The sequence below is a fragment of the Streptomyces hesseae genome, assembly GCF_031845785.1.
Taxonomy (GTDB): Bacteria; Actinomycetota; Actinomycetes; order Streptomycetales; family Streptomycetaceae; genus Streptomyces; species Streptomyces hesseae.
Window position 1 is genome coordinate 12500 of record NZ_JAVRFI010000009.1, and the last position, 25925, is coordinate 38424.

Annotated in this window: 26 protein-coding genes and 1 pseudogene; 9 read left to right on the forward strand and 18 right to left on the reverse strand. The window is 70.5% G+C overall.

Features of this window, described 5'->3' with window-relative positions; genetic code table 11:
- Positions 1-63 precede the first annotated feature (63 nt).
- Positions 64-276 carry a PspC domain-containing protein gene (locus RM609_RS15995; protein WP_311611481.1) on the forward strand — a complete coding sequence of 71 codons (213 nt, stop codon included), beginning with the start codon at positions 64-66 and terminating at the stop codon, positions 274-276.
- Between the two features lie 119 nt (positions 277-395).
- Here RM609_RS15995 and RM609_RS16000 read toward each other — a convergent pair whose 3' ends face one another.
- Positions 396-890, reverse strand: a complete 495-nt coding sequence (locus RM609_RS16000; RefSeq protein ID WP_311611483.1) for a hypothetical protein — start codon at positions 888-890, stop codon at positions 396-398.
- Positions 891-1106: 216 nt separating this feature from the next.
- Positions 1107-2267: an adenosine deaminase gene (locus RM609_RS16005; RefSeq protein WP_311611484.1), complete on the reverse strand. Its 1161-nt coding sequence runs from the start codon at positions 2265-2267 to the stop codon at positions 1107-1109.
- 104 nt (positions 2268-2371) lie between these two features.
- On the opposite strand from RM609_RS16005, the gene RM609_RS16010 reads away from it, so the two are divergent.
- Positions 2372-3184 (forward strand): alpha/beta hydrolase, encoded by an 813-nt coding sequence (locus tag RM609_RS16010; protein WP_438828451.1) that lies wholly within the window; start codon positions 2372-2374, stop codon positions 3182-3184.
- 18 nt (positions 3185-3202) lie between these two features.
- Here the strand turns inward: RM609_RS16010 and RM609_RS16015 are convergent, their stop codons facing one another.
- Positions 3203-4207: a LysR family transcriptional regulator gene (locus RM609_RS16015; RefSeq protein ID WP_311611486.1), complete on the reverse strand. Its 1005-nt coding sequence runs from the start codon at positions 4205-4207 to the stop codon at positions 3203-3205.
- A 63-nt stretch (positions 4208-4270) separates the two neighbouring features.
- On the opposite strand from RM609_RS16015, the gene RM609_RS16020 reads away from it, so the two are divergent.
- Complete coding sequence (locus RM609_RS16020) at positions 4271-5602, forward strand: MFS transporter (protein WP_311611487.1); 1332 nt, start codon at positions 4271-4273, stop codon at positions 5600-5602.
- Positions 5603-6293: 691 nt separating this feature from the next.
- On the opposite strand, the gene RM609_RS16025 is transcribed toward RM609_RS16020, so the two are convergent.
- The 3 genes from RM609_RS16025 to RM609_RS16035 are packed head-to-tail and all read right to left on the reverse strand — an operon-like array spanning position 6294 to position 8382.
- The gene (locus tag RM609_RS16025; protein WP_311611489.1) at positions 6294-7286 is read right to left on the reverse strand and encodes an ABC-2 membrane transporter-related protein; all 993 of its coding nucleotides are present in this window, start codon (positions 7284-7286) and stop codon (positions 6294-6296) included.
- The gene (locus RM609_RS16030; protein ID WP_311611490.1) at positions 7283-8188 is read right to left on the reverse strand and encodes an ABC transporter ATP-binding protein; all 906 of its coding nucleotides are present in this window, start codon (positions 8186-8188) and stop codon (positions 7283-7285) included. The genes RM609_RS16025 and RM609_RS16030 overlap by 4 nt, the downstream gene beginning before the upstream one ends.
- Positions 8189-8202: 14 nt before the next feature.
- Complete coding sequence (locus RM609_RS16035) at positions 8203-8382, reverse strand: hypothetical protein (RefSeq protein WP_311611491.1); 180 nt, start codon at positions 8380-8382, stop codon at positions 8203-8205.
- Between the two features lie 119 nt (positions 8383-8501).
- Between RM609_RS16035 and RM609_RS16040 the strand changes: the two genes are divergently transcribed.
- Together RM609_RS16040 and RM609_RS16045 are read left to right on the forward strand one after the other, a co-directional pair.
- Positions 8502-9644: a sensor histidine kinase gene (locus tag RM609_RS16040; protein WP_311611493.1), complete on the forward strand. Its 1143-nt coding sequence runs from the start codon at positions 8502-8504 to the stop codon at positions 9642-9644.
- Complete coding sequence (locus RM609_RS16045) at positions 9641-10306, forward strand: response regulator (protein ID WP_311611494.1); 666 nt, start codon at positions 9641-9643, stop codon at positions 10304-10306. The genes RM609_RS16040 and RM609_RS16045 overlap by 4 nt, the downstream gene beginning before the upstream one ends.
- 34 nt (positions 10307-10340) lie before the next feature.
- Here RM609_RS16045 and RM609_RS16050 read toward each other — a convergent pair whose 3' ends face one another.
- The gene (locus RM609_RS16050; protein ID WP_311611496.1) at positions 10341-10553 is read right to left on the reverse strand and encodes a DUF397 domain-containing protein; all 213 of its coding nucleotides are present in this window, start codon (positions 10551-10553) and stop codon (positions 10341-10343) included.
- Positions 10554-10560: 7 nt separating this feature from the next.
- Positions 10561-11439, reverse strand: a complete 879-nt coding sequence (locus RM609_RS16055) for a helix-turn-helix domain-containing protein (protein WP_311611498.1) — start codon at positions 11437-11439, stop codon at positions 10561-10563.
- Positions 11440-11682: 243 nt separating this feature from the next.
- On the opposite strand from RM609_RS16055, the gene RM609_RS16060 reads away from it, so the two are divergent.
- The 3 genes from RM609_RS16060 to RM609_RS16065 are packed head-to-tail and all read left to right on the forward strand — an operon-like array spanning position 11683 to position 13311.
- Positions 11683-12273 (forward strand): ATP-binding protein, encoded by a 591-nt coding sequence (locus tag RM609_RS16060; RefSeq protein WP_311611500.1) that lies wholly within the window; start codon positions 11683-11685, stop codon positions 12271-12273.
- Positions 12270-12557, forward strand: a complete 288-nt coding sequence (locus RM609_RS34530; RefSeq protein ID WP_369016243.1) for a DUF6255 family natural product biosynthesis protein — start codon at positions 12270-12272, stop codon at positions 12555-12557. The genes RM609_RS16060 and RM609_RS34530 overlap by 4 nt, the downstream gene beginning before the upstream one ends.
- Positions 12496-13311: a class I SAM-dependent methyltransferase gene (locus tag RM609_RS16065; RefSeq protein WP_311611501.1), complete on the forward strand. Its 816-nt coding sequence runs from the start codon at positions 12496-12498 to the stop codon at positions 13309-13311. The genes RM609_RS34530 and RM609_RS16065 overlap by 62 nt, the downstream gene beginning before the upstream one ends.
- Positions 13312-13900: 589 nt before the next feature.
- Here the strand turns inward: RM609_RS16065 and RM609_RS16070 are convergent.
- Positions 13901-14470 (reverse strand): annotated as a pseudogene (locus tag RM609_RS16070) (TerD family protein); the annotation flags it as partial.
- A gap of 146 nt (positions 14471-14616) precedes the next feature.
- Between RM609_RS16070 and RM609_RS16075 the strand changes: the two are divergent.
- Entirely contained in the window at positions 14617-14976 is a 360-nt protein-coding gene (locus tag RM609_RS16075; protein ID WP_311611503.1) for a zinc ribbon domain-containing protein YjdM, read from the forward strand.
- Positions 14977-15058: 82 nt separating this feature from the next.
- On the opposite strand, the gene RM609_RS16080 is transcribed toward RM609_RS16075, so the two are convergent.
- The 9 genes from RM609_RS16080 to RM609_RS16120 all read right to left on the reverse strand — a co-directional run bounded on the left by RM609_RS16080 (position 15059) and on the right by RM609_RS16120 (position 25904).
- Positions 15059-16342, reverse strand: coding sequence for a thymidine phosphorylase (locus tag RM609_RS16080; protein WP_311611505.1), 1284 nt, complete (start codon positions 16340-16342; stop codon positions 15059-15061).
- 96 nt (positions 16343-16438) lie between these two features.
- A complete protein-coding gene (locus RM609_RS16085) occupies positions 16439-16834 on the reverse strand; it encodes a cytidine deaminase (protein ID WP_311611506.1) in 396 nt (131 codons plus the stop codon).
- A complete protein-coding gene (locus RM609_RS16090) occupies positions 16831-18123 on the reverse strand; it encodes an ABC transporter permease (protein WP_438828452.1) in 1293 nt (430 codons plus the stop codon). The genes RM609_RS16085 and RM609_RS16090 overlap by 4 nt, the downstream gene beginning before the upstream one ends.
- Positions 18120-19226, reverse strand: a complete 1107-nt coding sequence (locus RM609_RS16095; RefSeq protein ID WP_311611508.1) for an ABC transporter permease — start codon at positions 19224-19226, stop codon at positions 18120-18122. The genes RM609_RS16090 and RM609_RS16095 overlap by 4 nt, the downstream gene beginning before the upstream one ends.
- Entirely contained in the window at positions 19223-20983 is a 1761-nt protein-coding gene (locus RM609_RS16100) for an ABC transporter ATP-binding protein (RefSeq protein ID WP_311611796.1), read from the reverse strand. The genes RM609_RS16095 and RM609_RS16100 overlap by 4 nt, the downstream gene beginning before the upstream one ends.
- Before the next feature lie 217 nt (positions 20984-21200).
- On the reverse strand, positions 21201-22229 hold the full coding sequence (locus RM609_RS16105) for a BMP family lipoprotein (RefSeq protein WP_311611509.1): 1029 nt from the start codon (positions 22227-22229) through the stop codon (positions 21201-21203).
- A 132-nt stretch (positions 22230-22361) separates the two neighbouring features.
- Positions 22362-23600 (reverse strand): amidohydrolase, encoded by a 1239-nt coding sequence (locus RM609_RS16110; protein WP_311611798.1) that lies wholly within the window; start codon positions 23598-23600, stop codon positions 22362-22364.
- Positions 23601-23706: 106 nt separating this feature from the next.
- Positions 23707-24942: a hypothetical protein gene (locus RM609_RS16115; RefSeq protein WP_438828453.1), complete on the reverse strand. Its 1236-nt coding sequence runs from the start codon at positions 24940-24942 to the stop codon at positions 23707-23709.
- An 11-nt stretch (positions 24943-24953) separates the two neighbouring features.
- Positions 24954-25904, reverse strand: a complete 951-nt coding sequence (locus RM609_RS16120) for an N-acetylneuraminate synthase family protein (protein WP_438828454.1) — start codon at positions 25902-25904, stop codon at positions 24954-24956.
- Between the last annotated feature and the right edge of the window lie 21 nt (positions 25905-25925).

Below are 25925 nucleotides of genomic sequence, written 5' to 3' on the forward strand. Positions count from 1 at the left end.
GCGTGGAGGCATCGTCAAGCGACGACGTGAACCCGATACGCCCGATACGAAGGAGTCGCCGCCATGTCCGCTCCGCTGGTCCGCCCCCGTAACCACAGGATGATCGCCGGAGTCTGCGCGGGTCTGGCCGAGCGCTTCGGGACGTCCCGGACGACGATGCGGGTGCTGTTCCTGCTGTCGTGCCTGCTACCCGGCCCGCAGTTCGTCCTCTACATCGCGCTGTGGATCCTGATGCCCTCCGAGGGCAGCCCCCGGGCGGCCGCCAAGGCCTGGTGACCCGCCGGGTCCTCTGCCGGGATCTCCGCCGGGTCCTCTTCCGCAAGACGCGCGGGCCGCGCACCCCTGCCGGGGGTGCGCGGCCCGTTCGCTCGTCCGGTCGTCCGACTCCGCGCGTGTCACTTCATGTTGGGGGTGCCCAGACCCGGCAGCGAGAGGCCGTTGGGGGCGATGGCCTTGGTGGGCAGGCCGCCGAGGAGACCGGCGTTGCCCTTGTTGTCGGCGGGGGCGGCGGCCGGCTTACCGGCCGGGGCCGCGGCGGACTTCCCGGCGGACTTCCCGGTGGGGGTGGTGGCCTCGGCCGACGCCTCCCGCGGGTGCCCGGTGAGCTTGTCCAGCTTCTCGGTGGGCAGGTGCGGGGCCAGCGCCGTGTCGGCGGCCTTCGCCGACTGCTCCAGGACGCCGGAGCGGATCAGCCGGTCCGAGGCGACGAGCGCCGGGCCGCCCATCGGGGCCGCCGGGGCGACCTGCTCCAGCGGAAGTCCCTTGGCCGCGCCGGTGGCCGTGGTGGTGACCGACTCCAGCGTGCCGGCGGCGGCGGTGCCCGCCGCGCCGACGGCGATGGCGGCACCGACGACGGCGGCGCCAAGGGCCTTGAGAGATGCCTGGTTCATCTGTTCTGTCCTCGACTCGTGACGTGGTGACGGGGATGCCAAAGAGGCCTGGAGTTGCCTGGTGATGCCGTAAGGAATGTGGAGCGGCATTGCAAGCTAGTCACGAGTCCACCGCGCCCGCAATCAATGACACGGCCGGGGCCTCACCGGGCCCCGGCCGTATTCACGGTATTGCGCGCCGTCCGGGATTGCCGGGCCCGGCGGGGGAATTGCTGGTCAGGCGGTTTCCGTCATCGTCTGGCGGAACAGCCACTCGGACTTCAGCTCCGCGTAACCCGGCTTGATCACGTCGTTGATCATGGCCAGACGTTCATCGAATGGGATGAAGGCCGACTTCATGGCGTTGACGGTGAACCACTGCATGTCGTCCAGCGTGTAGCCGAAGGCCTTGACCAGGTGCTCGAATTCCCGGCTCATGCTGGTACCGCTCATCAGACGATTATCCGTATTCACGGTCGCCCGGAAATGCAGTTTCCGCAGAAGTCCGATCGGGTGCTCTTCATACGAAGTGGCCGCGGCCGTCTGGAGGTTGGAGGTCGGGCACATCTCCAGCGGAATGCGCTTGTCCCGCACATAGGACGCGAGCCGGCCGAGCTTGACCGTGCCGTCCTCCGCGATCTCGATGTCGTCGATGATCCGCACACCGTGGCCGAGCCGGTCCGCGCCGCACCACTGGAGGGCCTGCCAGATCGACGGCAGGCCGAACGCCTCGCCCGCGTGGATCGTGAAGTGGTTGTTCTCGCGCTTGAGGAACTCGAAGGCGTCCAGGTGGCGGGTGGGAGGGAAGCCCGCCTCGGCGCCCGCGATGTCGAAGCCGACGACGCCCGAGTCACGGAAGTTGTTGGTCAGTTCGGCGATCTCCAGCGCCCGCGCGGCGTGCCGCATGGCGGTCAGCATCGCGCCGACCCGGATCCGGTGACCGTTGGCGCGCGCCCGGCGCTCGCCCTCGCGGAAGCCCTCGTTGACCGCCTCGACGACCTCCTCCAGGGTGAGACCCGCCTCCAGGTGCTGCTCGGGGGCGTAGCGCACCTCGGCGTAGACGACGCCGTCCGCGGCGAGGTCCTCGGCACACTCGGCCGCCACCCGGACCAGCGCCTCACGGGTCTGCATCACGGCGCAGGTGTGGGCGAAGGTCTCCAGATAGCGCTCCAGCGAACCGGAGTCGGCCGCCTCGCGGAACCAGACGCCCAGCTTGTCGGGGTCCGTCTCGGGGAGCTTGTCGTAGCCGACGGCGGCCGCGAGATCGACGACCGTACCGGGGCGCAGACCACCGTCGAGGTGGTCGTGGAGCAGCACCTTGGGAGCGCGGCGGATCTGCTCGGGAGAGGGCCGGGACGGCTGTCCCGGGATCGTGTGGGAGAGGGTCTCGCTCGTCATTTCCGCACTCTAGCCCCTACGCGCGTAGATATCGGCGAACGATACGGAACGGTGACCCATCGGCGGGGTGGACTCCACCCGTCCTTCTGCCATCGTTGTCTGCCATGGTCCAGCAAGCGTTGCCGCAGCGAGACCCCAGCGACCCGGACGGCCCCGCGGGCCCCGTCCTCCCGGCCCCCCGCCTCGGCAAACCCCTCGGCGCCGACGGCCGTCCCCCCGGCCCGATCGTGCAGGCGGTGGCCCTGCTGCTGCCCGGCGGACCGGCCACGGGCGCGCGCCGCCCCTCGTACCGCGCGATGGCCGCCCAGCGCCCCCTGGCCCGCCGGCTGACCGGGGCGGGCGGCGGGGAGGGCCTGGCCGTCCATGTCCTGCGCTACCGCCACCGCGGCTGGAACGGTTCGGCCGCCGACCCGGTACGGGACGCGCGCTGGGCCGCCGACGAGGCGGTGCGGCGCTACGGCGACGTACCGGTGTGCCTCGTCGGTACGGGCATGGGCGCCCGCGCCGCCCTGCTCGCCGCCGGGCACCCGGCCGTGGCGTCGGTGCTGGCGATCGCCCCCTGGCTGCCCGAGCCGGACGCGGTCCTCGCCCCCGACCCGGTGCGCCAGCTGGTGGGCCGCCGGACGCTGATCGTCCACGGCACCAACGACGAGCGCACGGACCCGGACCTCTCCTACCGCCTCGCCGAGCGCGCCAAGAAGCTCAACCGCGACATCTGCCGCTTCGAGGTCCACTCCGACGGCCACACCCTCCACCAGCACCGCCCCGAAGTTCTCGCCCTGGCCGCCGATTTCGTCCGCGGCTCGATGCTGGGCCACCCATACGCCCGGCCATTGGCAGACGCCTTCGCGGCCCCGCCGCCGCTGGGACTGCGGATGCCGCTGGCGTCGGGGTTCGGGGAGTCGCTGCGGCACTGAAGCCTCACGCGCCTCACCTCAGGGGTGCAGCAGCAATTGCCCCCGTCGCGACAGCAGGAACCGCTTGAACGCCGCGACCGGCGGCGTATCCGGATGCCCGTCCAGCCAAGCCACCCCGATCTCCCGCACCGCGCGCGGCGCCGTCACCGTCAGCTCGACCACCCCGGGCCGGGGGACGGCCGGCGGCGGCAGCAGCCCGACCCCCAGTCCGGCGGCGACCAGGCCGCGCAGGGTCTCGGGGTCCTCCCCCTCGAACGCGATCTTCGGCGTGAAGCCCGCCTCCGCGCACAGCCGGTCCGTGATCTTCCGCAGCCCGTACCCGGGTTCGAGGGTGACGAAGAGTTCGTTCGCCGCCTCCGCCAGCCGGATCCGCTTGCGCGCCGCCAGCGGATGGTCGTCCGGCACGACCAGCCGCAGCTTCTGCTCGTCCAGCCGGCGCGCCACCAGGTCCGGCTCGTCCGGCACCGGCGAGGTCAGGCACAGATCGAGCGCGCCGTCGCGCAGCCGCTCGATCATCGCCTCGCCGTAGTTCTGCACCAGCTGGAACCGTACGCGCGGATGATCGGTTCGAAAGGCCCTGATGAGCTCGGGTACGGTCTCGGAACCCATCGTGTGGAGGAACCCGAACGCGACCTTGCCCGTCTCCGGATCGGCGTCCGCCCGCACGGACTCGGCGGCCCGCTCGACCTCCCACAGCGCGCGCTCGACGGTCGTGAGGAAGTCCCGCCCGGCGGCGGTGAGGGAGACTTGCCGGCCGTGGCGGGCGAACAGCGCGACGCCCAGGTCCTCCTCCAGCCGCGCCATCGAGCGGCTGAGCGTGGACTGCGGCATGCCGAGCCGGCGCGCGGCCCGGGTCACATGCTCATGCCGCGCGACGGCCGTGAACTGCGCCAGACGCGGCGTCAGGGTCGCCGCCCAGGACCCGGCGGCCAGCTCGGCCGTAGGCGTTCCATCAAAGTCTTGGGTAACACTCCTGTTGCCAGTTGGTGACAGAGACGCCTTTGACCTGCGGTCATGCTCCATGGGATCGATTATCGCCATTCCGTGCATTGGACGCATCAGATGCACCACACATACGTTTGATACATGCCTCCCGCTGATACCGGGGCATCCGTCGTCATCGCGCGTTCGGATGCCTCTACCGCGTCGTCTCTTCAGCCCTCTCGCACCTCCGCCGCCGACTCCGCCTCCGATTCCGCCGATACGCGGCTGATCCCCGGCGGGCCCGGCTACCGCCGGATGAGCTTCGCGCTCTTCGCGGCCGGTGTCGCCACCTTCGCGCTCCTCTACTCCACCCAGGCCCTGCTCCCCGCGATCTCCGGCGGCCTCGGTGTGACGGCCGATCAGGCCAGCTGGACCGTCTCCGCCGCGACCGGCGGCCTCGCCCTCGCGGTCGTCCCGCTCAGCGCCCTCTCCGAGCGCTTCGGACGCCGGGCCACGATGACGGTCGCCCTCTGTGTCGCCGCGCTGATCGGCCTCCTGGTGCCCTTCGCCCCCGACCTGGGCTCGCTGATCGCGCTGCGCACGGTCCAGGGCGCGGCACTGGCCGGAGTGCCGGCCTCCGCGATGGCGTACCTGGCGGAGGAGGTCCGCCCCAAGGCGCTGGTCGGCGCGATCGGGCTGTTCGTGGCGGGCAACGCCATCGGCGGAATGACCGGCCGGATCCTGGCCGGCTGGGTGGCCCAGGCATGGGGCTGGCGCGCTGGCCTGTGCGCGGTGGGCGCGCTGGCGGTGGTGTGCGCGCTGACCTTCCGGCTCATGATCCCCAAGGCGCGGCACTTCACCCCGTCCACGGTCTCGGCCCGCTCCCTGGCCCGTACCGTCGGCGCCCACCTCTCGGACCCGCTGCTGTGCCGTCTGTACGCGATCGGCGCGCTCTTCATGACCGTCTTCGGCGCGGTCTACACCGTCATCGGCTACCGGCTGGCGGAGGCGCCCTTCTCCCTGCCGCAGGGCGTCGTCGGCTCCATCTTCCTGATCTACCTGGTCGGCACGGCGTCGTCGGCGACGGCGGGCACGCTCGTCGCCCGCCTCGGCCGGCGCGGCGCGCTGTACCTCGCGGTGGGCACGACGGCGGCGGGCCTGCTGCTCACCCTCACCTCCTCGCTGACCGCGATCCTGGTCGGCCTGGTCCTGATCACCGCCGGCTTCTTCGCGGGCCACGCGGTGGCCTCGTCCTCGGTCAGCCGCACCGCGACGACGGGCCGCGCCCAGGCCTCGGCCCTCTACCAGTTCGCCTACTACGCGGGCAGCTCGGTCGGCGGCACCCTCGGCGCACTCGCCTTCCGCGCGGCGGGCTGGGACGGCACGGTCGTCCTGGGCCTGCTGGCGATGGTGGCCGCCGCGTCGATCACGCTGTACGCCACGCACCGGGCGGCGGTCCAGCGCCGCCTGCTCATCGCGGCGGCGCGCCGCTAGGCGGTTTCCACGGATTCCGCCCGCAGAGCCCGGAGGGGCCGCACCCGCTCTTGACAGGCGGTGGGTGCGGCCCCTTCGTCATGCCGTCCGTCATGGGGACGCCCTGTCGTTCACCCCTTGGCGTGTGGGGGGCTGAAGTTGGGTGGCGAATTCGGTACGGTGGGGGCGGCAACCCTTCGGGGGCGCCCGGTGCCGTGCGGGCCGGGAATAACCGTGCGGCGCTGACGCACGAAAGACGGCCCTCGCCGGAGCTCGGTACTCACGACGAGGACCTACACCGCACGGACGGTTACTCGACCGCCGGTCCCCAGGCTAGCTGGGGATCGTCGGTCACCGCCCGATCAGCCACCTCCCAAACTCACGGACTACGTAGTAGATCCGCTCGATCAGAGTCGGCTTACGGTGGCGACCCATAGCTCGCCCTCCTCCACAAACGCGGCCGAAGATCCCGGTCGACCACACCTGTTGGATTCGGGCCGGGCCCCGATGGCGTGGGGCCCGGTCCTTCCTTGGAGGAGGGCGTGCCATTGGCACGCACAGCGACCCTATCGCCCCTCTGAGTCCCCAAATGGCCCATAGGTCAGGGCGCTTGAGTCGCACAGGGGGCGCGCGATGCGGGCGCGCACTTCCCCGATCGCGGCCTACGAGGCGGCCACCGCGCCCTTGCCCGTGGCGCCGCAGTCGCGTTTCGTCAGACCGGATGCTTGCGGATCCGCCAGAAGGCGATGGCGGCCAAGAGGGCTGTCAGAGCGAGGAAAAGCGCGGTCTCCAGGTACTGGAAGGTCCAGTAGCGGCCGGCCGGCTGCTCCGCGATCTCGACGTGGATGTTGCCCTTGGCCAGGCAGGTGGGCAGTTCGGAGAGCGAGCTGTGGTCCATGCAGTCCTGGAACCAGGCGGCATGGCCGGTCTCCTTGCCCGCGGAGTCGAGGATCGGGCTGGTCTCGACGACCCAGGGCCCGCCGGGGACGCGCAGGCCGCCGATGTCGCCGTAGGTGCCGATCTTCGTCAGGCGGCCGATCAGTTCGGCGGTGAGCGGCACCGAGGTACGGACCGGCGCCTGGTAGTGCGGGCGGACCAGCGCAGGGACCGCGATCTGGAGGGCGGTGAAGACCACCAGGGTGGCGGCCATGGCGGGTACCGCGCGCCGGATGATCAGGCCCAGGGTCGCGCCCAGGACGAAGGCGAAGGCCGCGTAGCCCAGCGGGGCGATGTCGCGCGAGGCGAAGAGCGCCGGTTCGAAGCGGTTGTTGAGGACCTTGGCGACCGGGCCGGTCGCCCAGGTCAGTAGCAGGCTGTACAGGCCGACGGTGGCCACGCTCAGCAGCCCGACCAGCGCGAGTCCGGCCGCGAGCCAGCGGGTGCGGGTCACGCTCTGGTTCCACACCAGCCGGTGGGTGCCGGCCTCCAGCTCCCGGGCGATCAGCGGTGCGCCCCAGAACACGCCGATGGCGCCGGGGACGGCGAGCAGCAGGTAGCCGAGCAGGTCGGCCCGGAAGCTGTAGCGGTCGGCGAAGGCACCGAGCGGTCCGGCGCAGGCGTCGCGGGTGGCGCAGTGGGCGAGGGTGTCGTCGTACGCGTCGTGGATCTGCCCTCCGAGTACGACGAGGTAGACGGCCAGGAGCAGAAGTGCCCCGAGGCCCACGAGCATCTGGGCACGGAACTGGCGCCAGGTCAGCCAGATCATCGGTGGGCCTCCGCGGCGGTCGGAACGGGCTGGGTGCCGGTCTGGTCCGCGCGGCCGAGGTAGGCGAGGACCAGTTCTTCGAGGCCGACGTCCGTCACGGTCCAGGGCCCGCCGGCCGGCAGTGCCCGGTCGGCGCGGACGACGGCGGTGCTCTTGAGCCCGCTCGGGTCGGTGAGCGTGATGACGTCCGCCCCGGCGGGCAGGGCCGCGAGGTCCGAGCGGCGGCCGGTGACCCGGACATGGCTCGCCAGCAGCTGTGACACGTCGCCGGCCAGGTGGACCCGGGAGCCCGCCAGCACGATCAGGTAGTCGCACACCCGCTCCACGTCGGGGAGGGCGTGGGAGGAGAGGATGGCGGCGGCACCGAGTTCGGTGACGGACTCCATCAGATGGTCCAGGAAGGCGTGCCGGGCCAGCGGGTCCAGGGCGGCGGCGGGCTCGTCGAAGATCAGCAGCTCGGGCCGTTTGGCCGCGGCGATGGTCAGGGCGAGCTGGGCGCGCTGGCCACCGGAGAGCCGGCCGGCCTTCTGCCGGGGGTCGAGGCCGATCCGGGCGAGTCGCCGCTGGGCAAGAGCCCGGTCCCAGCCGGGGTTGAGCCGTGCCCCCATCCGCAGATGGTCGGCGACCGACAGCTCGGCGTAGACCGGCGTGTCCTGGGCGACGAAGCCGACCTTGGCCAAGTGGGCGGGGCCGGCGGCGGGTGTGGCGCCCAGGACGCGGATCGTGCCCGAGCTGGGCGCGATCAGTCCGCATGCCAGTTGCAGCAGGGTCGACTTGCCGGCGCCGTTCGGGCCGACCAGCCCGATCACCCGACCGGGCGGGACATTCAGGTCGCAGTCGGTGAGTGCGTGGTGGCGGCCGTACCGCTTGCCCAGCCTCACGGCTTCGAGTACCGGTGTCATGTGTTCCTCCCGGGTCAGCCGCGCGGGCGGCGCTTCGCGCGCGACGTCTTGACGAAGCGGTACACGCCGTAGCCGACCGCGATCAGGACGGCGAGATTGAGAGCCCACCAGGCGTACAGCAGCGGGCTCCGCTCGGTCTTCTCGGCCTGGGCCGCCGCGGCGAGCAGGGTGGGTGCGGAGATGAGATCAACCATGGGGCCCAGACTGCGGAACGACCACTGCCGGCCACAGCGACCGAAGGTACGGTCCCCCGCTCACCGAGCCGTACTTTCGGCTGGTCCGGGGCCGGGCCGAATGGCCTAGCGTGGCCCGGGTGAGTACACCGGAACGGCCCGCCCGGGAGCCGAAGGTCCTGGTCAATGCGGCATTGGGGACGGTGTTCGCCCTGGTGCTGGCCGTCATGGCCGCCCAGTACGCGGCCCAGGGCAGGGTCTGGGCCCTCGACACCGCGGTCGGCGCCACCGTGTGCCTGATCGCGCTCGGCCGCGAGCGTCACCGGGGCTGGGCGGCAGCCCTCGGACTGGCAGTGGCAGGCGCCGCCGCGGTGACCGCCCGCATCGCCCACCTGCCCGGTGAACCCGGAGCCGCCGCGGTACTTGGGCTACTCGTCCTCGGCGGCTCCGCCGTACGGGCGCTCGCCTGGCGGCAGGCGAGCGCGGTCGCGGTTGCCGGGCTGGCCCTGATGGCGGCCGGCCTGCTGACCGTCGAGGCTCCGAGTACCCCGTTCCGCGTCGGGATCGAGGTCTGGATCCTCGCGCTGGGCGCCGGGCTCGGCCTGCGCGCCCTGGACCACCGCCGCCGGGCCGCCGCGGAGGCGGTTCGACAGGAGGAACGGATCGCCCTGGCACGGGAGTTGCACGACGTCGTCGCCCATCACATCACCGGGATCGTCGTACAGGCCCAGGCCGCCCGGATCGTCGCCAGGCGACAGCCCGAGAGTCTGGACGCCACCCTCGCCGGCATCGAGGAGGCCGGCGGCGAAGCACTCTCCGCGATGCGCCGGGTGGTCGGGCTGCTACGCGACACCGACGATGTCGCCACCACGGCCCCCACGGCGCCGGGACCTGAGCAACTGGCCGAACTGATCGGGCGGTTCGACGGACACGGTCCCGAGGTGAGCCTGCGCCTGCCCCCCGACCCGACGCCCTGGCCACCCGAGGTGGCCACCACCGTCCACCGGATCGTCCAGGAAGCCTTGACCAACATCGCCCGCCATGCGGCGCACGCCCGCTCCGCCATCGTCGACATCGCCCATGGCCCGGAGGGCGTGACCGTCACGATCACCGACGACGCCTCGCCCGGCCACACCCGGCACAAGCACCACGGCGGCTACGGCCTCATCGGCATGCGCGAGCGCGTCGAGGCACTCGGTGGCCACCTGTCCGCCGGGCCGGGCCCGGACACAGGCTGGTCGGTCCTGGCCACCCTGCCCGTCCCGGGGAAGGGGACCCGTTGAGCATCCGCGTCCTGCTCGCCGACGACCAGGCGATGATCCGCAGCGGCCTGCGCCTCATCCTGGAGGACCAGGACGACATCACCGTCGTCGGCGAGGCCGCCGACGGTGCCGAGGCGGTCGAACTCGCCCGACGGCTGCGCCCCGATGTGTGCCTGGTCGACATCCGGATGCCGGGCCTCGACGGCATCGACGTCACCCGCGCCCTGGCCGGACCCGGAACCACCGACCCGCTGCGGGTGGTCATCGTCACCACCTTCGACCTGGACGAGTACGTCCACGGCGCACTGCGCGCCGGGGCGGTCGGCTTCGTCCTCAAGGGCGCCACCCCCACCCTGCTCACCGAGGCCGTCCGCGCCGCACACGCCGGGGACGCCCTGATCTCCCCGTCCATCACCCTGCGACTGCTCCGCGACCTCGCCCCGGCCCGTACGACGTCCGTCGCCCGACCCGCCCAACCGCTCTCCGCGCGCGAGATGGAGGTGATCCACGCCATCGCGAGGGGCCGTACCAACCTTGAGATCGCCGCGGCCCTCTTCATCACCCTCAGCACGGTCAAGAGCCACCTGGCGACCATCCAGAACAAACTCGGCGTCCGCAACCGCGTCGAGATCGCCGCCTGGGCCTGGGAGAGCCGCCTCATGGACTCCTCCGCTGAACGATGACTTCCGCCAGCTCGGGTCTGCCACCTGGGCCTCCTCACGCGGTGGTTAACGCTGCCGGAGCGGCCCACGGCCTCGCCTTGACGCTCGCGAGGAACGCGGACCATGTGGTGGGGGTGGTGGTGATGACGCGGGTGGGGTCGTCGCTCTCGCGGAGGCGTATGAGGCCGCCGGGGGCGGGGGCGATCTCGACGCAGTCGTTGTTCGCCCCCGTGCTGAAGGACGACTTGCGCCATACATGCTGATGCATCTGCCACCTACCGCAGTTCATATAGAACGTGCTGAATCAGACTCAGCGAGTCCTGGACCTCCTGCTTCTCAGGAGCAGCGGCCGGGTCGATGGGCGCCAGCGCCAGAGATGTCAGCCGCTCAAACATTCTTGCGCATTGGGCGATACGGTGGCCATCCCCGCTGAATTCTGCACCCGCCGGATGCTCGCAATACAGGGTGTCCAGCCCTGGCGCGGGACCTCCGAAGAGGATGAAGGAACGACTGTGGGATGAGTAGGGACCCATCTCGAACGGGAAGACCTGGACCGTCACATGGGGCAAGCGGGCGACTTCGATAAGCCTCAAGAGCTGCTGACGCATGACCTTGGCATCGCCGACCCATGTCCGTAGGGCCGACTCATGGATGACCGCGTGAAACTTCTTGAAGCCGCCGAGAACTCGCTGCCGCTCCAGCCTGAAGCCCACCCAACGATCAAGGTGGTCGAGATCAGTCTCTACGCTTGAGATCACTGCACGCGCATACCCCTCAGTCTGCAACAACCCAGGGATCACGGACGGCTCATGAGTGCGAACGCTGACTGCCCGCGATTCCAACTCCGCCAAGTCCAATGCCCTGCGCCCCAAGACATCCTTGTACGGGTCCCACCACCCCTTGCCTCGATCGTTGGCCATCGCCATCAGGGCCTCGAACGTCGGACCGTCTACGCATCCGTATGCGCGTAGCAACTTGTACAGGCCGTTCCGGGGCACGTCGACGCGACCGGCCTCAATGTGACTGACGCGTGACCGATCGGCGTCGATCAGCGCAGCGACGTCGTCTCCGGACATGCGGGCGCGGGTCCGGAGCTTTCGCAGCTCCGCTCCCAGCCGTTTTTGGCGTTCAGTCGGAGCGATTCTGGGCGGCATGGCTTCCTCCGTATGGGTGTGCGCGCAGTTTTGCGCTCACCCCGGACACGGGTCCACCGACTCGTTCGTACATCACCCGTGCGGGGGGTCTTCAGTGGACACAGTTGGACCCGTCCCACACGTGGCCGTACCGTCGAAGCCCTCATCCGACACGCACCGCAGCGCGGAAGTGCACCCGTCCACAAGGCCGTTGGCGCGGGCAACGCCACCGCGTGCGCAGTCACAGCGAACCCAGGAGCCCCGATGGCAACCCCCCTCCACCCCGACTGCACCCTCGCCTTCCCACCCCACCCCGCATGGGTCAGGGCCGCCCGCGAAGCGGTGCGCACCCTGCTCGCCGCGACGCGGCGGCCCGATCTCGAAGACGCGGCCGTCTCCCTCACCTCGGAGGCGGTGACGAACGCGATCAAGGCCTGTCAGGCGAAGGCCTGCCGCGCACACATCACGCTGAGCGCGGAGTGGGCCGATCCGCAGCACCTTCGGGTGTTCGTGCACGACGGCGCGGCGGGCCTTCCCCTCCGCCGCCGCCTCACATCCCTGGAGGACGAGTCCGGACGCGGGCTGATGCTGATCGAGCACGAAGCGGACGCCTGGGGCGTATGCACGCACGGGCCCGGGCCTGGCAAGGCGACGTGGTTCGTGTTGGGCGGCCGGGACCGGGACCGCAGTGGCTTGCCGGCGAAGTCGCCGGCCGGATGCCTTGAGTGCAAGGAGCTCGTCGCCGCACGGCGCGCGGCCGACACCGACGGGGACCAGGAAAAGGTCACCGACGCCATCGTCGCCATCCGCAGTCACTTCCGTGACGCGCACATCCTCCCGGCGTGGCCCCGATGACAGCATCCCGCCACTCCGCCTGCCGAAATCACCCGGGCTGGGCCCACTCCGGTGGTGAATCCCGCTGCCACACCTGTGGCGTTCGCCGTTTCACGACGTACGGCGCGCTGCGCCCACCCGGCCTGCCCGCCGCCATGTCCCCGCGCCGCCGGGACCGGCGCGAGGCGGACCGGGCGGCGGCGCTCCATGTCATGCGGGGCCCGGCGGCGGCACCATGGGGCCATGACCGAGAACCCCATCAGCGACCACCGCGAGCGGCGCGGCGCCTTCGGCGCTGCGGCTGAGCAGTACGACGCGGCGCGGCCCGGCTATCCGGATGAACTCGTCACCGATGTCCTGGAGTTCGCGGGTCCGCAGGGCGTGGACGCGCTGGAGGTCGGCGCGGGCACGGGCAAGGCGACGCTGGCGTTCGCCGCTCGCGGCATCACGCTGACCTGCCTCGAACCGGATGCCCGGATGGCCGCCGTGCTGGCCCGGCACTGTGCCGGGATGCCCCATGTGACCGTCGAGACAACCGATTTCGAAAGCCGGCGGCCCTCGGGCCGCCGCTTCGGTCTCCTTCTCTCCGGCCAGGCGTGGCACTGGGTGGACCCGGAGGTGCGCTGGAGACGCGCACAGGAACTACTGCTCCCGGGCGGGGCGATCGCCCTGTTCTGGAACGACTGGCTCGTGGCCGACGAGGACCTCCGGCACGAGCTGAGGGCCGTGCACCACCGCCACCTCCACGGGCTGCCGCCGCACTCGATCGTCGACGCACAGCCGCGCGAGTCGGTCATGGTCCCGAACTCCTGGGTATGGGAGGAGTTGCAGACCCAGGAGGGCTTCACCGACCTGGAACACCGTCTGTACCTCTCCCGACACACCCGCACCACGGCCGGGATCATCGACCTGCTGTCGTCCCTCTCCTCGTACCTCATCCTGACGGAGGAGACGCGTCGGGCAGTGCTCTCCGATGTGTCACGGACGATCGACGCCCACGGCGGCGCCCTCGAACTGGACACGCGGACGGGCCTCTTCCTGGCCCGTACCGCGGCGTGAGCGAGACGCTTCGTCCTCCGTCAGCTCCGGGTGGCAGCCGGGATCACTCGTCCTCGTAGTAGTTGTTGATGATGACGTCCGGCTCGTCGTCGCTCATCGCCTCGTTGAGGAGCGCGCCGCCGACGAGGCCCGCCGCGCCCGCGCCGATGAGGGCGCCGGTGCCGAAGCGGCGGCCCTGCTGCTGGCCGCCCTGCTGCTGCGGGTAGCCGGCGGGGGGCTGCTGCTGGGGGTAGCCCTGCTGCTGGTAACCCTGCTGCTGGTAACCCTGCTGGACCGGCTGGGGGTAGCCCGCCTGGGGCTGCTGCGGCGTGTAGTACGGCGGCGGCGTGGTCTGGACGCGCTGGGCGCAGCCGCCGCAGGTCTGGATCTGGCGGGGGACGCCCCACTGCGGGGACCACATGACCGTCGTCATGCCGGGGCCATGGTTCGGGTCGAAGAAACACGTCACGGTGGAGCTCCCTGCGGGTGCGGATGTTGATTGAGTTGATACGACTGCCGGTGCTGCGGGCTGCGTCGCCATCGGTACCGGAGGAGCCGGCGGCACGGGCGGAACCGGCGCAGCCGTCGGCTGCGCCGCCGCCTCGCGCAGTACGTCCACGCCGTAGTCCGTCGCGATGCCCGCGAGCCCCGACGCGTACCCCTGCCCGATCGCGCGGAACTTCCATTCCGCGCCGTGGCGGTAGAGCTCGCCGAAGACCATCGCGGTCTCCGTCGAGCCGTCGCCCTTCAGGTCATAGCGGGCCAGTTCCCTGCCGTCCGCACGGTCCACGACGCGGATGTGAGCGGCGTCGAGCCCGCCGAACGTCTGCCGGCGCTGTTCCGCCTCGTAGAGGGAGACAGGAAAGACGATCTTCGTCACCGTCTCCGGGACTTTTCCGAGGTCGACCTGGATCTGCTCGCGGTCCTCTCCCCCGGCCGGGCTCACGTCCCCGGAATGGGTGACCGAACCGTCGGGGCTCCGGAGATTGTTGAAGAAGACGAAGTGCCGGTCGGAGAGGACCTTCCCGGCCTGGTCGCACAGCAGGGCGCTGGCGTCCAGGTCGTAGTCGGCGCCCGCGGCGGGGCCGACCCGCCAGCCCAGCCCGACCGTCACCGCAGTCAGGCCCGGGGCCTGCTTGCTCAGCGACACATTGCCGCCCTTGGTCAGGGGCAAACCCATGTACTTCCTCCACAAACCACTGTTCCCGGTCCCCGTCGCCAAGATCAACGGGGCATGCGCACCAACAGTTCCTGGCTTGCGCAATATACAAAACGAGGCCAGCGGCACCGCACGCGCGGGCCCTTGCCCTGAAATATCCTTTCTCCGTGAACGAGACCCTTCCCCCGTGCCCCGAGTGCTCCAGCACCTACACCTATGAGATGGGCGCCCTGCTCGTCTGCCCCGAGTGTGGGCACGAGTGGACCCCCGCGGCCGGTTCCGCAGCCGCGAGCGACGACAGCGACAGCGGGGTGATCCGCGACTCCGTCGGGAACGTCCTCTCCGACGGCGACACCGTCACGGTCGTGAAGACCCTGAAGGTCAAGGGCCACCCGACCGGCATCAAGGCGGGCACCAAGGTCCGCAACATCCGTCTGGTGAGCGGCGTGGCCGGGCACGACATCGACTGCAAGATCGAGGGCTTCGGTGCCATGCAGCTCAAGTCCAGCGTGGTGAAGAAGGCCTGATCCCTCGCGATCCCTCGCGAGCAAAGCGAAAAGCCCCCGCCTTCGGCGGGGGCTTTCGGTGCATCAGCGCCGGTATCGGCGATTACGCGATGCGGTCCAGCACGATCGGGTTCGGCGTGAACTCCGTGCCCGCCGCGGAGATCTCGACGCCGCCCTCAAGAGCCTTGAGCGCGTACTCGAACTTCTCCGGCGTGTCGGTGTTGAGGGTCATCAGCGGCTGGCCCGCCTTGACCGTGTCGCCCGGCTTGGCGTGCATCTCGATGCCCGCGCCGGCCTGCACCGGGTCCTCCTTGCGCGCGCGGCCCGCGCCCAGGCGCCAGGCGGAGACGCCGACGGCGTAGGCGTCCAGCTTGGTGAGGACGCCGGACTCGGCGGCCGTCACCACGTGCTGCTCGCGGGCGACCGGCAGGGTGGCGTCCGGGTCGCCGCCCTGGGCGATGATCATGCGGCGCCAGACGTCCATCGCGGAGCCGTCGGCCAGCGCCTTGGCCGGGTCGGCGTCCTTGATGCCGGCCGCGTCGAGCATCTCGCGGGCCAGGGCGATGGTGAGCTCGACGACGTCCGCCGGGCCGCCGCCCGCGAGGACCTCGACGGACTCGCGGACCTCGAGGGCGTTGCCCGCGGTGAGGCCGAGCGGGGTCGACATGTCGGTGAGCAGGGCCACGGTCTTGACGCCGTGGTCGGTGCCGAGGCCGACCATCGTGGAGGCGAGCTCACGGGCGTCCGCGAGGTTCTTCATAAAGGCGCCCGAGCCGACCTTCACGTCGAGGACGAGCGAGCCCGTGCCCTCGGCGATCTTCTTCGACATGATGGACGAGGCGATCAGCGGGATGGCCTCGACAGTGCCCGTGACGTCGCGCAGGGCGTAGAGCTTCTTGTCGGCCGGGGCCAGGCCGTCGCCGGCGGCGCAGATGACCGAGCCCACGTTGCGCAGGACGTCCAGCATCTCGTCATTGGAGAGCAGCGCCCGCCAGCCGGGGATGGACTCCAGCTTGTCGAGGGTGCCACCGGTGTGGCCGAGGCCGCGGCCGGAGAGCTGCGGGACGGCCGCGCCGCAGGCGGCGACGAGGGGGGCCAGCGGGAGGGTGATCTTGTCGCCGACACCACCGGTGGAGTGCTTGTCCGCGGTGGGCACGGGCAGGGAGGAGAAGTCCATGCGCTCGCCGGACTTGATCATCGCGGCGGTCCAGCGGGCGATCTCCGCGCGGTCCATGCCGTTGAGAAGGATGGCCATCGCGAGCGAGGACATCTGCTCGTCGGCGACCTCGCCGCGCGTGTACGCGTCGATCATCCAGTCGATCTGCTCGTCGCTCAGACGGCCGCGGTCACGCTTGGTGCGGATTACGGAAATGGCGTCCATCAGCACATTTTCCTTAAGTTCGTGCGTCCTCAGGGCTTCCCGGGGCCGGAAAGTGACCCGGACGGGCTGAAGCATCAGCCCGTCCGGCGCTTGGGAACATCTTTAACGATTCAGGTCGGCGGGCCCAAACGCGTCGGGCAGCAGCTCCGCCAACGGGCGGATGCCCTTCGTCGTGTCCACTTCCAGCTCGGGGCCGCCGTGCTCCCAGAGGAGCTGACGGCAGCGGCCGCACGGCATCAGGATGTTGCCGTGGCGGTCGCAGCAGGTGAAGTGGGTCAGGCGGCCGCCGCCGGTGGCGATCAGCTCGGAGACCATGCCGCACTCGGCGCAGAGGGCGACGCCGTAGGCGGCGTTCTCCACATTGCAGCCGGTGACGACGCGGCCGTCGTCCACCAGGGCCGCCGAGCCGACGGGGAACTCGGAGTACGGGGCGTAGGCCCGGGACATGGCGTCCCGGGCCCGGCCGCGCAGGGCCTCCCAGTCAGGGGAGTCGGTCACTTGCCCTGACCCTTCCGGTACGGCTTGCCGTCGGCCTTGGGCATCCGCAGGCGTTGCGCGGACAGCGACAGGACCAGCAGGGTCGCGACGTACGGGGTGGCGTCGACGAACTCCAGCGGAACGGTCTTGGTCAGCGCGTACCAAAGGACCAGGGCCGCGGCGATGACACCGCTGATGATCGCGGGCTTCTTCTTGCCCTGCTTCAGGCGCCACAGGGCCAGGCCGGCCAGCAGCACCGCCACGAGCAGCAGCAGCGCGTGGACGGTCGGGCCGCCGGAGCGCAGCTGGAGGCTGTCCATGAAGCCGAACAGGCCGGCGCCCATGGCGACGCCGCCCGGCCGCCAGTTACCGAAGATCATCGTGGCGAGACCGATGTAGCCGCGCCCGCCGGTCTGACCGTCGGAGTACATGTGGGTGCCGATGGCGAGGAACGCGCCACCGAGGCCGGCCATGGCGCCGGAGACGATGACGGCCGCGTACTTGTACTTGTAGACGTTGACGCCGAGGGACTCGGCGGCCACCGGGCTCTCGCCGCAGGAGCGCAGGCGCAGACCGAAGGCCGTGCGCCACAGCACGAAGAACGTGCCGACGAACAGCAGCGCGGCGACGATCGTCAGCCAGGACACGTCGGAGACGAGGCCGTCGAGGACACCGGCGACGTCGGAGACGAGGAACCAGTGGTGCTTCTCGATCGAGTGCAGCCAGTCGGACAGGCCCGGGATGGAGAAGTTGGGCATGTTCTCCATGACCGGCGACTGCTTGTCGTTGCCGCCCGCCTTCTGCGCGGCGCTGCCCTCGGCGCCGAACCACATCTTGGCCAGGTACTGGGTGACGCCCAGGGCCAGGATGTTGATCGCCACACCGGAGATGATGTGGTCGACGTTGAAGGTGACGGTCGCGACGGCGTGGATGAGACCGCCGACGGCACCGCCGACGACGCCGGCGAGAGCCGCCACCCACGGGCCGTGCTGCCAGCCCATCCAGCCGGCACAGAACGTGCCGAGCATCATCATGCCTTCGAGGCCGATGTTGACGACGCCGGCGCGCTCGGCCCACAGACCGCCGAGACCGGCGAGGCCGATGGGCACGGCGGCGGCGAGGGCGCCGGAGAACTGACCGGAGGAGGTCAGGTCGTTCGCGCCGGTGATCGCGCGCAGGGCGGCCAGCAGGATCATCGCGCCCGCGATGATCAGCAGGACGACGGGGGTGGAGAGCTTGCTCCGCTTGTTGTCCGGCCGGTTCCTGCCGGACAGCTTCTCCGCGATGGCGGAGGTGAAGGTGGTGCTCACGCGGAAACCTCCGCCTTGTCGCTCTTACGGGCCTGGGCGGCGAGTTCCTCGCCGACCTTGCGCTGCTGGGCCTTGAGGCCGTACCGGCGCACGATCTCGTAGGCGATGACGACGCACAGGACGATGACGCCCTGGATCACGCCGACGATCTCCTGGGCGTAGCCCTCGAACTCCAGCTGGGTGCCGGTGCGCTCCAGGAAGCCCCAGAGCAGGGCGGCGAGCGCCATGCCGATGGGGTTGTTGCGGCCGAGCAGCGCGATGGCGATACCGGTGAAGCCGATACCGGCCGGGAAGTCGGTGCCGTAGTTGTACGACACGCCGAGCAGGGTCGGCATGCCGACGAGACCGGCGATGGCACCGGACAGCAGCATGGAGGTGATCACCATGCGCTTGACGCTCACGCCGGAGGCGTGGGCCGCGGACTCGGACCGGCCGACGGTGCGGAGGTCGAAGCCGAAGCGGGTGCGGTTGAGCACGAACCAGTAGGCGGCGCCGGCGAGGGCGGCGATCACCACAAAGCCGTAGATGGGCTTGGGCTGGGTCGGGAGCTCGAAGAAGTGGGCCGAGTCGGGCAGGTAGGGCGTGTGGATCAGGTTGCCCTCCTTCTGCGCGAGGCGGCCGTCCTGGAGGAAGTAGCCGATCACCGAGGCGCCGATGGCGTTCAGCATGATCGTGCTGATGACCTCGTTGACGCCGCGGGTGACCTTCAGCAGACCGGCGATACCGGCCCAGAGGGCGCCGACCGCCATCGCGACGACGATGATCAGCGGGATCTGGATGATGCCCGGCATCGTCAGCGCGCCGCCGACCACGGCGGCGAAGAACGCCGCGATGCGGTACTGGCCGTCGACGCCGATGTTGAACAGGTTCATCCGGAAGCCGATGGCCACGGCCAGCGCGGACAGGTAGTACGGCGTCGCCTTATTGATGATCCAGACCTGGCTGTCGGCCTTGGAGCCGAAGTCAACCATCACCTGGTAGGCGTGGAAGGGGTCCTTGCCGGTGGCCCCGATGATGATCGACGTGATCACCAGCGCGGTGACGATGGCCAGGGCCGGGGCGGCGAGGCCAAGGATCAGCTTGTTCTTGTCGAACTTCTTCACTTCGAGTCACCGCCTTCCCGGTTCTCGTCGTTCTTCTCCTCCGAGGAGGTCTCCTCGGAGGACTTGTCGTCCTTGGCGGGCTTGTCCGCGTCCTCGGCGGACTTGTCCGCATCCTCGGCCGGGGCTTCCGGAGCCTCCGGGGCGTCCCCGGAATCCGAGGGCTCCGAGGGCTCCGGCGCCTCCTCGGCGCCCTCCTCGTGCTCGAGGTGGCCCGATGCCGCGCCCGTCATGGCGGAGCCCAGCTCCTCCGGAGTGATCGTCGCGGGGTCCGCGTCGGCGACCAGGCGGCCGCGGAACATCACCCGGAGCGTGTCGGAGAGGCCGATCAGCTCGTCCAGGTCGGCGGAGATCAGCAGCACCGCCAGGCCCTCGCGGCGCGCCTCGCGGATCTGGTCCCAGATCTGCGCCTGCGCGCCGACGTCCACGCCCCGGGTGGGGTGCGCGGCGATGAGGAGCTTGGGGTTGTGGCTCATCTCGCGGCCGACGATCAGCTTCTGCTGGTTGCCGCCGGACAGGGAGGCAGCGGTGACCTCGATGCCGGGCGTGCGGACGTCGTACTCGCGGACGATCCGCTCGGTGTCCTCACGGGCGGCCTTGGTGTCGAGGAGCCCGCCCTTGCTGTTGGGCTTCTCGGTGACGTGGCCGAGGATGCGGTTCTCCCACAGCGGGGCCTCCAGCAGCAGGCCGTGGCGGTGGCGGTCCTCGGGGATGTACCCCATGCCGCCCTCGCGCCGCTTGCGCGTGGGGGTCTTGGTGATGTCGGCGCCGTCGAGGGTGACGACACCGCCGTCCGGGGTCCGCATGCCCATGATGGCCTCGACGAGCTCCGCCTGACCGTTGCCCTCGACACCCGCGAGGCCGAGGACCTCGCCCTTGTGGATGGTGAAGGCGATGCCGTCGAGCACCGCGCGGACTACGCCGTCGGAGTCGGTGGCGGACAGGTGGAGACCGTCGACGGTGAGCATGGGCACGTCGGTGACCGTGGACTCACGGGTCTCCGGCGAGGGCAGCTCCTCGCCCACCATCAGCTCGGCGAGCTGCTTGGGGGTGGTCTCGCTGGGGATCGCGGTGCCGACGGTGGTGCCGCGCCGGATGACGGTGATGTCGTCGGCGACGGAGAGCACCTCGCCCAGCTTGTGCGAGATGAAGATGACCGTCAGGCCCTCGGCCTTGAGCTCGCGCAGGTTGTCGAAGAGCGCGTCGACCTCCTGGGGGACCAGGACGGCGGTGGGCTCGTCGAGGATCAGGGTGCGGGCACCCCGGTAGAGGACCTTGAGGATCTCCACACGCTGACGGTCGGCGACGCCGAGGTCCTCCACGAGGACGTCGGGGCGCACGCCCAGACCGTAGGCGTCGGAGATCTCCTTGATCTTCTTACGGGCCTTGTTGCCGATGCCGTGGAGCTTCTCGGCGCCGAGGACGACGTTCTCGAGGACCGTGAGGTTGTCGGCCAGCATGAAGTGCTGGTGCACCATGCCGATGCCGCGCGAGATGGCGTCGGCGGGGCTGTGGAGGGAGACCTGCTCGCCGTCGAGGGTGATGGTGCCCTCGTCCGGCTTCTGCATGCCGTAGAGGATCTTCATCAGGGTCGACTTGCCGGCGCCGTTCTCGCCGCAGAGGGCGTGGACGGTGCCGCGGCGGACCGTGAGGCGGATGTCGTGGTTGGCCACGACACCGGGGAACCGCTTGGTGATGCCCTCGAGCTCTACCGCCGGGGCGGCTGGCTCCTTGCTGGGCTCTTCGGTGGACGCTTTGATGGCGCACTCTCCTCGGGGAAGGGAGCGGGAGGAAAGCCGGACCGGCCGTGCGGGGGTCGGTGGGTTCGGCGGGGCGGGGGCGACGCTACACGCGTCAACGCCGTGCTACGCGCGTAGCGTTGGCTCGTATGTACGGGCCCGGCGGCGGGGGAGCTCCCCCGCCCCCGGGCCCGCTGTCATGACGTCATGACGGACCGGCCGGAACCGGTCACTCACGTCACGGGGCGGTGCGGACCTTGACCTGGCCGTCCACGATCTTCTTCTTCGCGGCCTCGATCTTGTCCTTGATGTCGTCGATCTGACCACCGGAGGTGGCCAGCGACACGCCGCCGTCCTTGAGCAGGTAGGCGTGCGGGCCCGTGAGCGGCTTGCCGTCCTTGACGCTCTTGATGAGGTCGAAGACCGCCACGTCCACGTTCTTCACCACGGAGGTGAGGATGGAGCTCTTGTACTTCTCCAGGCCGGGCTGCTGGTACTGGTCGGAGTCGACACCGATCGCCCAGGCGCCCTTCTGGCCGGCGATGGCCTCGATCGAACCGTTGCCGGAGAGACCGGCGGCGGTGTAGATCACGTCGATGCCCGAGTCGAGCATGCCCTTGGCCTTGTCCTTGGCGGCCGCCGGGTCGTTGAAGCCCTTGTCGTTGTTCGGGTACAGGTACTGCGAGGTGATCTGGACGCTGCTGTCCGTGTCCTTCGCGCCCTGCTCGAAGCCGGCCTGGAACTTCTGGATCAGGGCGTTGTTCACACCGCCAATGAAGCCGACCTTGTGGTTCTTGGACTTCAGCGCGGCGGCGACGCCCGCGAGGTAGGAGCCCTCGTGCTCACCGAAGGTGATGCTGTCGATGTTGTTGCCGGGGGCAACGGAGTCGACGATGCCGAAGGTGGTCTTCGGGAAGTCCTTGGCGACCTTCTCGATCGACTTGGAGTAGTTGAAGCCGACGCCGATGACGGGGTTGTAGCCCGACTCGGCGAGGGAGGTCAGCCGCTGCTCGCGGTCGGCCTCGGTCTCGCCGTTCTTGGCGGTCATCAGCTTGCTCTGGACACCCAGCTCCTTCTGAGCCTTGTCCACGCCACGGGCGGCGGACTCGTTGAAGGAGTGGTCGTCACGGCCACCGACGTCGAACGCCAGACCGACGCCCTTTCCGCCGCTGCTGGACTCGGTCGAGGACTCACCACAGGCGGTGAGAGTGAATGCGAGAGCCGCGGTGCTGATGCCCGCGACGGCGATAGTGGATACCCGGCGCACGAGGGGCCCCTTCACTCGAAGCGCCTCCATTGGCGCTGTCTTTCGCGGGCATCGTAACGCGCGTAGATACAGATAAAAGGGGTGCTAGGAAGCCGTTATCGGATCGTCGTCAACCCTTCTTGACCCGAATGCCTACATTCGGTTGCCGTCCAGCAATGCTGCGGCGGTAAAGAGCTCCACCCCCACGGCGATCGCTTCCTCGTCAACATCAAAATCGCCGCAATGCAGGTCACGGCGGGTCGTATCCCCCACCGGACGTACCCCGAGCCGGGCCATCGCACCCGGTACGTGCTCCAGGTACCAGGAGAAGTCCTCGCCGCCCAGGCTCTGCTCGGTGTCCTCCAAGGAGTACCTCCCCCGGCGGGCGGCCATGGCGCGCCGGAGCAGCCCGGTGACCTCGGCGTCGTTGACCACGGGCGGGACGCCGCGGATGTAGTCGATCTCCGTCTTGGCCCGGTGGAGGGCGGCGACCTCGTCGACCGCGGCGTGCACCAGGTCGGCGGCCTCCCGCCAGGCGTGGAGGTCCAGGCAGCGGACCGTGCCGGAGAGCTCGGCGTGCTGCGGGATGACATTGGGGGCGTGCCCGGTCTCCAGCCGTCCCCAGGTGAGGGAGAGCCCCGAGCGGGCGTCGGCCCGCCGGGCGAGCACGGCCGGGACGTCGGTGGCGATCCTGGCGGCGGCCGTCACCAGATCGGTGGTGAGGTGGGGGCGGGCGGTGTGGCCGCCGGGGCCGGCGAGGCGGACCTCCAGCCGGTCGCAGGCGGAGGTGATGGGGCCGACCCGCAGGCCCAGCCGGCCGACCTCCACCTTGGGGTCGCAGTGCACGGCGATGATGCGGCCCACGCCGTCCAGCGCCCCGCACTCGATCGCGTCGAGCGCGCCGCCGGGCAGCACCTCCTCGGCGGGCTGGAAGATCAGCCGCACCGGATTGGGCAGCAGTCCCTGCTCGGCCAGGTCCGCCAGGACCAGGCCGGCGCCCAGGACGACAGTGGTGTGGACGTCGTGACCACAGGCGTGGGCCATCTTGGGGATGGTCGAGCGGTAGGGGACGGTCTTGGTGTCCGGGATGGGCAGCGCGTCGAGGTCGGCGCGCAGCGCGAGGACGGGCCGCCGGCCGCCGTTGGCGGCGCGCGTGGCGCTGTCCCGCCCGATGTCGCAGATCAGCCCCGTGCCGCCCGCGAGCGTACGCGGTCTGAGCCCTGCCTTTTCCAGCCTCGCCCGGATCTGCGCGGTGGTACGGAACTCACGGTTTCCCAGCTCCGGGTGCATATGCAAGTCACGCCGGAACGCGATGAGTTCGCTGCGCAGCCCGGAGGGGAGCAGACCGGGAAGTTCGCCTTCGGTGGTTTCGGGATCGGCTTCGCAGGGCATCAGGTGATTCACCCTGTGAAGAGTAGAGCCCCGAATGGGGCAACTGTCCCTCGATCGCGAAAAGTTCAGCCGCATGGATGGGTTGACCGAGGGGTATGACCCGTATTTACGGCGTACCTTCGGCGACACGCCCCGACGGAACGGGCGCGTACGGTACGCGGCGTACGGCGCGCGCGCTGTCCGTGACTCCGGAGAGAAAACCTTCGGCCCGGGGTGAGGCGTGCTCGGTGAGCCAGGCGGGGTCGATGTCGCAGACGGCGACGGTCACCCCGGTGCCGGCGAGGGCCGGGGGCAGGGTGTGGACGACGGTGGAGGGGAAGCTCAGCACCGTGCGTCCGATGGGCCCGCGCCGGGCGATCAGCTCCAGCGGGAGCTCGGGGCGGACGACCTCAAGCCCCAGCTCAACGGCTATGCGGCGGAGCTTGTCGGTGCTCTCGCGACGGTGGGCGAAGTAGCGGGTGGCGCCGTGGGCGCGGGCGAGGGAGGCGACCGCTTCGAGATAGCGCTCGGGGTCCACGACCCCGGTCTCGACGAGCGAGGTGCCCACCAGATCGGTGCCCCGGGTGAGGGTGGGCGGGCCATGGGTGGCCCGGGTCCAGGCGAAGTCATTGGCCGTGACCGTCACTCCGGGTGGCGGTTCCACGGGCATCGAGGTGAAGATTTCCACCGAACGGTGGTCGTTCGGAGTGAGTTTCCGGCGCGCTGATGCCGATACGGGCGCGAAGATGATGTCGCGCGCCCCCGGGGTGGTGTTGCGCCGGTGCCAGCGTACGAAGCGTTCGCCCCTGGCGAGTTGGGAGACGAACTCCATGGTCGCGGTGCCGTCGTCCACCACGATCAGCTCCCGCGCCCGGGTGATGGTCAGCAGCAACTGGACGTAGCGCGAGAACGGGTCGCCGATGACGACACGCCGCGCCCTGCGCAGCGGCCCGGCGAGCGTGCCGACGGTGGCGACGGGCGCCCCCGGCCCGCCCCGGGCCTCCTCCCAGCGCACCCGGTGGCCCTGGTCCCGGGCCAGTTCGGCCATGCGCCGCAGTTGGCCGCGGGTCATGGGGTCGTGCGGGGCGAGGACGACGACGAGCAGATCACCGCCGAGCGGGGTGATGTCCCGGACGCCGGGCTGGCGCGGCACGCCCTCGCACAACGGCCGGGTGCCGGGGCTTTCGAGGGCGGTGCGCCGCCCTGCGTGGTACGCCCATTCGAGGACGTTCAGCAGCTGGACCGGGCTCTCGACGAAGGCCAGGGTGGGGGCGTCGGGCCGACGTGGGCCCCGGAGGCGGCGGACGGGAGCCTCCGCCGCCTCCGGGACCGGTCCGTCGGCCGGCCCCTCGGGTGGGGTCACGGCCGGGCCCGTCAGACCGCGACGGGTTCGCGGTCGTCCGCCTCGGCGACGACGCCCGCGACCCGGCGCAGCTTGCGCATCGGCCCCAGCTCGCTGTCGTACACCCGCTTGACCCCGTCGCCCAGCGACTCCTCCACGACGCGGATGTCGCGCACGAGCCGGCTCAGTCCGCCGGGTTCGACGGACGCGGCCTGGTCGGAGCCCCACATGGCGCGGTCGAGGGTGATGTGGCGCTCGACGAAGGCGGCGCCGAGGGCGACGGCGGCGAGGGTGGTCTGGAGGCCCGTCTCATGGCCGGAGTAGCCGATGGGGACGTTGGGGTACTCGGCCATCAGGGTGTTGATCACCCGGAGGTTGAGCTCGGCGGCCTTGGCCGGGTACGTCGAGGTCGCGTGGCAGAGCAGGATGTTGTCGCTGCCCAGCACCTCGACGGCGTGCCGGATCTGCTTGGGCGTGGACATCCCGGTGGAGAGGACCACCGTGCGGCCGGTGGCGCGCAGGGCGCGCAGCAGTTCGTCGTCGGTGAGGGAGGCGGAGGCCACCTTGTGGGCCGGGACGTCGAACTTCTCCAGGAACGCGATGGACTCGGTGTCCCAGGGCGAGGCGAACCACGCGATGCCGCGCCCCTTGCAGTGCTCGTCGATGGCGCGGTACTCGTCCTCGCCGAATTCCACCCGGTGGCGGTAGTCGATGTACGTCATCCGGCCCCATGGCGTGTCGCGTTCCAGCTCCCACTGGTCGCGCGGGGTGCAGATCTCGGGGGTGCGCTTCTGGAACTTCACGGCGTCGCAGCCGGCGTCGGCGGCGGCGTCGACGAGGGCGAGGGCGGTGTCGAGGTCGCCGTTGTGGTTGATGCCGATCTCACCGGTGACGTAGACGGGGTGCCCGGGGCCGACGGGCCGGTCGCCGAGGAGCCGGGTGCGGTTTCCGCTGCCGATCGTGCTGCGCGGTGCTGGATTCATGATGGGGCGGTTCCTTTGGTG